Annotated in this window: 11 protein-coding genes; 7 read left to right on the top strand and 4 right to left on the bottom strand. The window is 34.4% G+C overall.

Annotated features, from left to right (window positions below; genetic code table 11):
• Positions 1–87: 87 nt before the first annotated feature.
• Positions 88–657, top strand: coding sequence for a methyltransferase family protein (locus ACW2QF_RS14625; RefSeq protein WP_455716747.1), 570 nt, complete (start codon positions 88–90; stop codon positions 655–657).
• Positions 658–780: 123 nt separating this feature from the next.
• On the opposite strand, the gene ACW2QF_RS14620 is transcribed toward ACW2QF_RS14625, so the two are convergent.
• Positions 781–1,203, bottom strand: coding sequence for a VOC family protein (locus ACW2QF_RS14620; protein WP_455716746.1), 423 nt, complete (start codon positions 1,201–1,203; stop codon positions 781–783).
• Between the two features lie 255 nt (positions 1,204–1,458).
• Between ACW2QF_RS14620 and ACW2QF_RS14615 the strand changes: the two genes are divergently transcribed.
• From ACW2QF_RS14615 to ACW2QF_RS14600, 4 genes are all read left to right on the top strand, one after another.
• A complete protein-coding gene (locus tag ACW2QF_RS14615) occupies positions 1,459–1,872 on the top strand; it encodes a YjdF family protein (RefSeq protein ID WP_455716745.1) in 414 nt (137 codons plus the stop codon).
• Between the two features lie 188 nt (positions 1,873–2,060).
• Entirely contained in the window at positions 2,061–3,062 is a 1,002-nt protein-coding gene (locus tag ACW2QF_RS14610) for an ABC transporter ATP-binding protein (RefSeq protein WP_455716744.1), read from the top strand.
• Between the two features lie 10 nt (positions 3,063–3,072).
• Positions 3,073–3,912 carry an ABC transporter permease gene (locus ACW2QF_RS14605; protein WP_455716743.1) on the top strand — a complete coding sequence of 280 codons (840 nt, stop codon included), beginning with the start codon at positions 3,073–3,075 and terminating at the stop codon, positions 3,910–3,912.
• A gap of 4 nt (positions 3,913–3,916) precedes the next feature.
• Complete coding sequence (locus ACW2QF_RS14600; RefSeq protein ID WP_455716742.1) at positions 3,917–4,708, top strand: ABC transporter permease; 792 nt, start codon at positions 3,917–3,919, stop codon at positions 4,706–4,708.
• A gap of 129 nt (positions 4,709–4,837) precedes the next feature.
• Here ACW2QF_RS14600 and sfsA read toward each other — a convergent pair whose 3' ends face one another.
• Complete coding sequence (gene sfsA, locus ACW2QF_RS14595) at positions 4,838–5,518, bottom strand: DNA/RNA nuclease SfsA (RefSeq protein WP_455716741.1); 681 nt, start codon at positions 5,516–5,518, stop codon at positions 4,838–4,840.
• Positions 5,519–5,608: 90 nt separating this feature from the next.
• Positions 5,609–6,397: an HAD family hydrolase gene (locus tag ACW2QF_RS14590; protein WP_455716740.1), complete on the bottom strand. Its 789-nt coding sequence runs from the start codon at positions 6,395–6,397 to the stop codon at positions 5,609–5,611.
• Between the two features lie 279 nt (positions 6,398–6,676).
• On the opposite strand from ACW2QF_RS14590, the gene ACW2QF_RS14585 reads away from it, so the two are divergent.
• Together ACW2QF_RS14585 and hisC are read left to right on the top strand one after the other, a co-directional pair.
• Positions 6,677–7,516, top strand: a complete 840-nt coding sequence (locus ACW2QF_RS14585; RefSeq protein ID WP_455716739.1) for a dimethylarginine dimethylaminohydrolase family protein — start codon at positions 6,677–6,679, stop codon at positions 7,514–7,516.
• 17 nt (positions 7,517–7,533) lie between these two features.
• Positions 7,534–8,613, top strand: a complete 1,080-nt coding sequence (hisC, locus tag ACW2QF_RS14580) for a histidinol-phosphate transaminase (RefSeq protein WP_455716738.1) — start codon at positions 7,534–7,536, stop codon at positions 8,611–8,613.
• A gap of 73 nt (positions 8,614–8,686) precedes the next feature.
• On the opposite strand, the gene ACW2QF_RS14575 is transcribed toward hisC, so the two are convergent.
• Positions 8,687–9,187, bottom strand: a 501-nt coding sequence (locus ACW2QF_RS14575; RefSeq protein ID WP_455716737.1) for a PucR family transcriptional regulator, incomplete at its 5' end; no start/stop codon positions are given.

The following is a 9,187-nucleotide window of genomic DNA, read 5'->3' as shown; positions in this document are numbered from 1 at the left end:
ACATAATATTGATTGACTTCTATAATAAATCTTTATATAATATACATGAACATATATTAATATATTCAAATGTAAGGAGTGATTAAATTGATACAAGCTATAGGAGTCATTGTTTTAGGAATATTTTATCTTGCGTATTTTGCTAAGATGCTAGATCAACGAAAGAAAGGAATACGGACAAATCAATTAGGGCTAGGAGATAAGGCGAGACGCACAATCTACACGGAGAAACTATTAAAGATCATAACAACTTTAATTGTATTGCTGATTATGATAAGCATTTATTTGAATACTACATTCATTCACAATATGAGAGTTCGATACATAGGTGTTCTATTGATTGGAAGTGGTACAATTGTTTTTATTTCAGCGATGATTACCATGCGAGATAGCTGGAGAGCAGGAATATCACAAGGGGAGAAACTACAGATTGTTACCAATGGAATCTATCATGTTAGTAGGAATCCAGCTTTTCTTGGATTTGATTTAACCTATCTCGGTGCGAGTATAGCTTTTGGTAATTTAATTTTGTTGGTATTTAGTTTGGTAGCTATTATATTAATGCATCTACAGATTGTTGAAGAAGAAATACATATGGAAAATTCTTATGGGAGGGAGTATATAGTATATAAGAAAAAAGTAAGTAGATATATCTAGGAGTTTGTAAACAATTATGTATTTAAAAATCGGGTAGTAAGGAAGAGTTAGAAGCATCGAGGTAGGAATGTCACGATGCTTCTGTTTTTTGTATAGCAGAAGAATAAACCGAATTGATTATAGCTATTTCACTCGGCTATACATCGGATGACCTTCATTGAATTCAACTAGATCCCAAAGATTTCCGTATAGATCTTTGAAAACTGCGACAGTACCATAATCTTGAACTTTAGGTTCTCTTTCAATTTCAATCCCTAATTCTTTCATCTCGTTGTAATCTCTGTAGAAATCATCGGTTCCTAAGAATAAGAAGATACGGCCACCTGCTTGATTACCAATGAATGGTTCTTGGATTGGTTTTGATGCCTTAGCAAGTAAGATTGTAGTACCATTTGAACCTGGAGGTGATACAACAACCCAGCGCTTGTCTTGCTCTGGTTGATAGGTATCTTCTATTAAGGTAAAATGTAACTTTTTAGTGTAAAAATTTATTGCTTCATCATAATCACTAACGACTAAAGCGATATGTACGATTGACTGAATCATATGGATTCTCCTTTTTAGTTTATTGTAAGTTTCACTCTATATTATTGCTTAGAAACGACTGTAAATCAATAGATAAATAGCTAAATTATTTACAATGTATTATAATACAATTACAAAGATAAAAACACATTCCGGTTGGTAGTCCGGAAGCAGCTTTTGCTGTCAGTAACCTGCCTCCTTGGTTGTCCATTCTTTGGTATCCTACGTGGGCTGTAAGTTCATTAGGCTTAGAATAATTTATAAGGAGGCTTCTTTATGAGCAATATTCGTTTACTAGTGTATTATGATGAACCATTCTGGGTTGGTGTATTTGAACGTGTTGAGAATCAAAAACTTACGGTAAGTAAGGTGACTTTTGGAGCAGAACCTACGGAGTCAGAAGTATTAACAGCTATAATTGAAAGGTTCTATGATTTACATTTTAGTCCTTCCATTGATGTTGAGAAAAAGGCAAAGACCAAGGTGAATCCAAAGAGGCTGCAACGAGAAGTACACAGACAGATGAATACAGTAGGTATCGGAACAAAATCTATGCAAGCTTTGAAGTTACAGCAAGAAGTTGGCAAGATTGAAAGAAAAAGATGTTCGAAAGAAGAAAAGGAAGCGAGAGAAGAGCTTCTGTATCAGATGAAACAACGAAAACGAAAAGAGAAGCATCGAGGTAGGTAACTACCTCGTTTTTTCGTTTTACATAAAAATTACGAAAAAAAACGAAAATAGAACTTGTGTTCCCAGGGGTAAAATGGTATAATATGTATAAACTTACTATTAATGAATGAGTATTTTAATCAATTGTTAAGAAGTGAGATGCTTGTAAGAAAGTAATAAAGTTATTAAAGAAAGAGGGAGGAGTACCAATGATTCATGTTGAAAACATGTCAAAGGAATTCATATCCCCTAAGAAGTATCCTGGTTTTAAAGGAGCGATTAAGGGTTTGTTTTCTAACGAGAAGGTACGTAAACTAGCAGTAGATGATATATCTTTTGATATTGCCAAGGGGGAGATGGTTGGATATATTGGCAGTAATGGTGCAGGCAAGTCAACATCCATAAAGATGATGACAGGAATTCTTACACCAACATCAGGTAGATGTACAGTGAATGGAATCGTACCCTATGAAAATCGACAAGTGAATGCGGCTAATATTGGTGTTGTATTCGGTCAAAGAACACAGTTGTGGTGGGATTTACCACTTAGTGAGACATTTTCAATACTTAAGGAAGTATATAATGTTAGTGATGAAGATTTCAAGAAACGAATGGAATTTTTACAGGATGTTCTTGGATTTGACCAGTTTATACATAGTACAGTAAGAACTTTATCACTTGGACAGAGAATGCGTGCCGATTTAGCAGCAGCGTTATTACATAATCCAAAGGTTTTATATCTAGATGAACCAACAATAGGTCTTGATTTGGTTGTTAAGGATAGTATGCGTCAAGCGATTAAACATATCAACGCAGAATATCAGACAACAGTAATCCTAACAACCCATGACTTATCAGATATAGAGGAGCTATGCGAGAGAATCATCATAATCGATGAAGGTAAGGTAATCTATGACGGTACAATTGCGAATATTAAGGATTTGTATGGAAAACGCAGAAGTATTACATTAGATGTTAAGGATATACAAGTATTAGAAGAAGTCAACTACTATGATGCTTTTCATGTAGGAGAGGAACAATTAGTAATTGGAAAAGATCAATCAAGTATTACTTTTAATTTTGATAGAGATGTTTTAAATATTTCACATATTATCTCAAAAGTTATGGAAAGTACCGCGGTTCGAGATATTAAGATCCAAGATACGCAGATAACGGAAATTGTAAAAGAGATATACAAACATGGGATTTGAGGTGATTTATATGGAGGTTAAGAATCGTTCGTTACGACAAAGACTTCGGATATATATACCATTTACTATTGGAAAAGTACAGGAACAACTTGCATATAAATGGTCATTCTATCTGTTTCTATTATCAAATTTATTTAGTGTGTTAGTAAGTTATTATTTATGGAAAGCAATTTATCAAAGCAGCAGTAGTCCTAGCCTTAATGGATTTACATTAAATGAAATGATTGTATATATTTTTATGAGTTTTATTACAAGTAATCTAGTAAGAGTTAGTGTTACTTGGGATATTGGTAGTGAGGTAGTTGAGGGAACAATTGCTATGAACTTGGTAAAGCCCATTAATTATCAAGTTCGATTATTTTTTTCGTCCCTTGGTAATTTGGTCTTTCGTTTTATTATACCTGGATTGCCAATCTGGTTATTGCTGACTATTATACGGTATGTCAATCTGGGGGAGAAACCACCGTCGCCGATTATTATCATTGCATATCTTGTAAGTGTATGCTTAAGCTTTTGTATCATGTTTTTATTTGATTTTTGTTTTGGTTTACTAGCCTTTTATACTACATATTTATGGGGACTAAATCTTGCAAAGTCGGCAATCCTTGGATTTTTGACAGGGCAAATGATACCGCTAGCATTCTTTCCAGAATCAATTCAGAGAGTCTTTGATTTCTTACCATTTGCTTCGATGAATTATACTCCAGTTATGATTTATCTGAATAAGATGCCTTTAGAAAGAGTGATATTCTCAATGGGAATTCAGATTGTATGGATAATTATGTTATATCTAATATCTAATTTCTTCTGGAAACGTGTTACCAAAAGAATTACTGTCTTAGGAGGTTGAATCGATGAGGAGATATATACATTTATATAGAGTATTCGCTACACAGTTTTTGAAATCATTGGTACAATCTAAGGTGGATTTCGTCATTGGCCTATTGGGATTTTTTCTTTCACAGATGTTTGGAATTGTTTTCTTAGCGTTAGTATTTAAACAGATTCCAAGTTTGAATGGTTGGACATTCAATCAACTAGTCTTTATCTATGGATTTGCACAGATACCAAGGGGAATAGACCATTTCCTAACGGATAATATATGGATGCTTGCAATGAGATACGTCATTCGAGGGGAGTTTGATCGTTTCTTGTTACGTCCAATTAATCCATTCTTTCAATTAATCTGTGATAAATTCCAAGCAGATGCATTAGGCGAATTAATCGTAGGGTTTGCATTAGTTGTTTTTTCAGTTGCAAATCATACAGTAAGGGTAACACCGATTAATATTATACTGTTAGTGGTATCGGCGTTAGCGGGAGCATTGATCTACACAGCAGTCAAATTATTCTTTGCATCACTAGCATTCTGGATTAAAGATAGTATTGCAATCCTTCAATTGGCATACGGGACTTCTGACTTTGCAAAATATCCAATATCCATTTATTCAAAACCGATCCGTATTATAATGACGTATCTGATTCCGTTTGCATTCGTAGCATTCTTCCCCGCAAGTTACTTTCTAACGGGTAAGAATGTACTTACAACAATTGGAGCAGAGGTATTGATTGCAGGAATTGTATGGATCATAGCGTATGCAGTATTTCGTAAGGGATTAACGGTGTACGAGAGTGCTGGGAATTAAAATATTCAAGGAATATTTATTCATTGACTTAGCTGTGCTTGTGTATCTATAAAGTAAAAAAGCAAAACTCTTAATAATGTAGATTAGCTAAGAAGCTTTAAAACTTATATAGAGTTTTGCATTCTTAAACTACAATCTGACTTCAATAGGATTACGAATGGTCATACTTGAAGGTGTTATAGCACAGTCATATGCTAAGATATTAACACCTGCAAGTTTGGCATTCTTTAAGGCCTGAGCAAATTCTGGTTGCGTTCTTACATTAGGGGTAAAGTAATGTATTCCATCCATCTGAATTACGAATAGAATGGCTGTATGAAATCCTTCTTTAGCATGTCTTGCAAGTCCGTCTACATGTTTTACACCTCGTAATGTAGGCGCATCAGGGAATAATGCAATTCCTTCTTCTTCTAGGGTAACTCCTTTTACTTCAATAAGCCATCTATTAGGACCATGTTCTAGGTAGAAGTCAAAGCGGCTATCTTCGTATTGATATTCTGCTTTTATCTTATTTGGTTGAAATCCTAGCCCTCCAGATTGCAACCATTCGCCCACTGCTTTGTTAGGTGCCTGGCTATCCATATTAATAATGGTCTCTCCTTTTTTTACTGCAATGAGATCCCAGTTAGTTTTACGATTAGGATTATCAAAATGTTGAACATAAACTGTGGCATCAGGAAGTAACAATTCCTTGCATCTTCCCGTATTCTTTACGTGACAAATCTCAATTTGGTTGTCAATTTCTATATGAGCAATGAAACGATTCGGACGACTTTTAAAATATCCTTCGTGAATATTGTTATATATCATGAATATTCCTTTCAATTATTGTGATGTATATTAAGTGATTTCGTAACACTTTTTTGTGTATAAAGATTAATGATGAATCATCAAGAATACTTATTCTAAATTGCACATTTCCTTTACCTTAGTAGTAACGCCATCTTCATCGTTACTAGCAGTTTCAAAACGGGAAACCTTCTTTAAATCTTCATGAGCATTTGCCATGGCATAGCTATAATAAACACTCTTCATCATCTCAAGATCGTTCATATAATCTCCAAAAGCCATGGATTCTTCAGGAGTAATATTGTATAGTTCTTGAATTTCTTTGATAGCAGTTCCTTTGTTTATCCCCTTTTGCATAAAATCAAGCCATACGAAACCTGCAACACATAATTGTATTGTCTCTTGATATGGTAAAAACTTAGGATAACTATTCTGTTCAGCGCCATTAAGATCGCAAACAGTATATTTAATAACACGTTCATCAAGCTTAGTTAAATCGTCGACTACAGTGTATTTTACGTAATATTTTTCTAATTCAGTTAAAAATGCAGGCTCATCAGATTCAACAAAAGCACCTTTTGTTGTACATACTACAGAATAAGCTTGAGGAATCTCTCTGGTAAGCAGAATTAATTCATTGATAATGGAATTATCAATTGAGTGGACAGCAAGTTCTTTACCTTGGTATACGACATGAGAACCATTATCTGCAATATACAATATATTCGGACTTAGTGGTTCAAAGTCTTGTTGTAAAGTTAGATATGGTCGGCCGCTTGCGACAGAGAATAAGATGTTCTTCTCGTGTAATTTATTAATTACCTCTGAAATATCTTCAGGAAGCGTTTGATCGCTGTGAAGAAGTGTTCCATCTATATCAGTTGCTATTAATTTAATCATTAGAATGTCCTTTCAAGTTAAAATCGTGTGACAATTTATTGTAACGCAGTTTTTCGATATTCACAAGAGTTCGTATTGTAGTAATTACAAAAATATATCAACTAATTTTGTGAGACTACAAATAGAATCTGCATATATATGATGGTATAGTATGTTTATCCTTTAAAGAAATAATAATTAATACAATGAAATAATAATGCAGACAGTCAAGGCAGACTTGTGGAGAATATCCATAAGGCTGCCTTTTATCGTATCCATTTATAAGAGGAGGAAAATCATATGTTTGTACAGAACGGAACAGGAGAATTAAAGAAAGTATTGGTATCTAGACCAACGTATCTTAAACCGGCACCAATCAACGAGATAGCGAAGAAATGGCAGGATACTTCATTAGATATAGATAAGATGGAATATGAACACAAACTCTTTGTTGAAATGTATGAAAAAGAAGGTGTTGAAGTAGTATTGCTTGAACCAAGTAAAGAGAGACCAAATGCAGTATTTGCAAGAGACTTTGGTGGTTGTGTGAAAGAAGGATATATATTAGGAAACTTCAAATTACCTATTCGCTATGAGGAACATAAGGATTACAAAGAAATCATGGAGAAGATTGGAGTGCCCTGTATTGCTACAGTGGAACAGGGATTTTTTGAAGGAGGCGATTTTGCTTTCTTGAATGAGAACACGATTGCGATTGGGATGGCGGATCGTACGAATTTGTCAGGGGTGGAAGAAATTAGAGATCAACTATTGCCATATGGATACAGAGTTATAGGTGTACCGCTAAAGCCTGAGTATCTCCATTTTGATATGTGTTTTAACTTAGTAGATGATCATCTTGCAGTTGCGTATAAAGAGGGGTTGCCAGATGAATTCGTAAAGGAATTGAATCAATTAGAGATTAAGATAATACCGGTAAAAGAGGAGGCTATCTTTACACATGGCTGCAATCTACAAGCAATTGGTAAGAAGAGAGTTATCTCGCTTGCACAAAATACATATGTGAATGAACAACTTACTCAAAATGGAATGAAAGTGATTGATTTGGATATCACAGAGATTTTAAAGGCTGGTGGTGGTCCACATTGTATGACATTTCCGTTAGAGAGGCTAAAGTAAGAAAGGTTGAGATTATAATGAGTTATTTTTTCCTAGATGATTATAAAGATATGGAAGTTTATATTCCGGGTGAACAACCAAAGGAAAGAGAATATATTAAGTTAAATGCCAATGAGTCTTCCTTTCCGCCATCTCCTAAGGTGTTAGAAGCCATATCCGCATCGCAGATTAATGGTATGAGTTACTATTCAGATCCTCACTGTATGGAATTACGAAAAGCAATTGGTTCTGTCTATCATGTATCAGCAGAACAAGTTTTTGTAGGAAATGGAGCAGATGAGGTATTGGGCTTTTGTATGAAGAGTTTCTTCAAACCAGGAATGAAAGTTTGTTTTCCGGATTTGACGTATGATTTCTATCGGACATATGCACAGACATACGGACTAGATTATGAACAGATTCCATTAAAAGAGGATTTATCTATTAATGTAGAGGATTATGTTGAGTCGGAGAGGGATGTACTATTAGCAAATCCTAATAATCCAACGGGGAAAGCAATATCTGTAGATGATATTGAACGAATCGTAGCAAAGAATCCAAAGAGAATGGTCATTATTGATGAAGCGTATGTTGACTACGGCATTGAGTCTTGCATTCCCTTGGTGAAACGGTATTCAAACTTAGTTGTAGTACAGACATTTTCTAAGTCAAGAAATCTAGCTGGTGCAAGAATTGGTTTTGCAATCTCGACTAGAGATATTATAGAAGATATGAACAAAATAAAGTTCACATTCAACCCATTTAACATGAGTTCTATGGCGATTGCAGCAGGGGTTGCATCAGTAAAGGATACAGAGTATCTGAAAGAGTGTGTAGCGAAGATTATTCATAACCGAATGGAATTCGAAGGTCATTTAAAACACATGGGGTTTGAAGTAATAGAAGCGTGTACGAATTTTATTCTTGTTACGCATCAAAAGGTAAGTGCAAGTTATATTTATGAGGAACTAAAGAAGAAAGGCGTTTTGGTAAGACACTATCCAGGAGGAAAAATTGATAACTATCTTCGTATTACCATAGGAACAGAACAAGAGATGGATACGGTGACTCAGTTAATAGATGATATTGTGAAATTTGATGGGCATCGAATGCTTTAGCAAATATAATGGCGACAATTGATAGAATGATGAAATGGATTGTCGCCATATACCTAACTATTTGATTTTACACTTACTTTGATTCAATACATCTAAGCAATAGATATATATGAATTAATATGTATAGTTGTTCATAAGGATGTTTATCCGTAAAGTTTAATAACGAAGTTGCTTTGTTGATTCGGTATCGTATTGTATTTGGGTGTTGATACATCTTGGCAGCAGTTTTTGAGATATCGCCATCAGTATTGATATAAGTGATAAGTGTCTCTAACAAATTAGAAGTATGAGATTTATCATATTCTTCTATAGTATATATGGAACGTTGATAATTTTCCATGGTGGTATGTTCATGAAGTAATGGACAAAGAAACTGATAAATACCAATTGAGGAATAGTACTTCCAAGAACTGTTTTCTAATGCACATACATAATTCGCATAAAGAGCTTGTTTCATCGCGATATCGGCTTGATTCATAGACATAGGGGAATCGCAAATACCCATATATAAGTCATTTGTATTAATATCCAGATGCCTTAGTAATAAGAACACAATATCATGATAATGATCAAC

Source organism: Anaerosporobacter sp., from assembly GCF_965301125.1.
Note: the sequence above shows the minus strand (reverse complement) of the source record. Positions and strands in the feature narration are given on the sequence as shown.

Coding starts and splice junctions, on each gene's coding strand:
- ACW2QF_RS14620 (WP_455716746.1), bottom strand. CDS start 1,203: ATGATTCAGTCAATCGTACATATCGCTTTAGTCGTTAGTGATTATGAT.
- ACW2QF_RS14605 (WP_455716743.1), top strand. CDS start 3,073: ATGGAGGTTAAGAATCGTTCGTTACGACAAAGACTTCGGATATATATA.
- ACW2QF_RS14600 (WP_455716742.1), top strand. CDS start 3,917: ATGAGGAGATATATACATTTATATAGAGTATTCGCTACACAGTTTTTG.
- ACW2QF_RS14590 (WP_455716740.1), bottom strand. CDS start 6,397: ATGATTAAATTAATAGCAACTGATATAGATGGAACACTTCTTCACAGC.
- ACW2QF_RS14610 (WP_455716744.1), top strand. CDS start 2,061: ATGATTCATGTTGAAAACATGTCAAAGGAATTCATATCCCCTAAGAAG.
- ACW2QF_RS14585 (WP_455716739.1), top strand. CDS start 6,677: ATGTTTGTACAGAACGGAACAGGAGAATTAAAGAAAGTATTGGTATCT.
- hisC (WP_455716738.1), top strand. CDS start 7,534: ATGAGTTATTTTTTCCTAGATGATTATAAAGATATGGAAGTTTATATT.
- ACW2QF_RS14615 (WP_455716745.1), top strand. CDS start 1,459: ATGAGCAATATTCGTTTACTAGTGTATTATGATGAACCATTCTGGGTT.
- sfsA (WP_455716741.1), bottom strand. CDS start 5,518: ATGATATATAACAATATTCACGAAGGATATTTTAAAAGTCGTCCGAAT.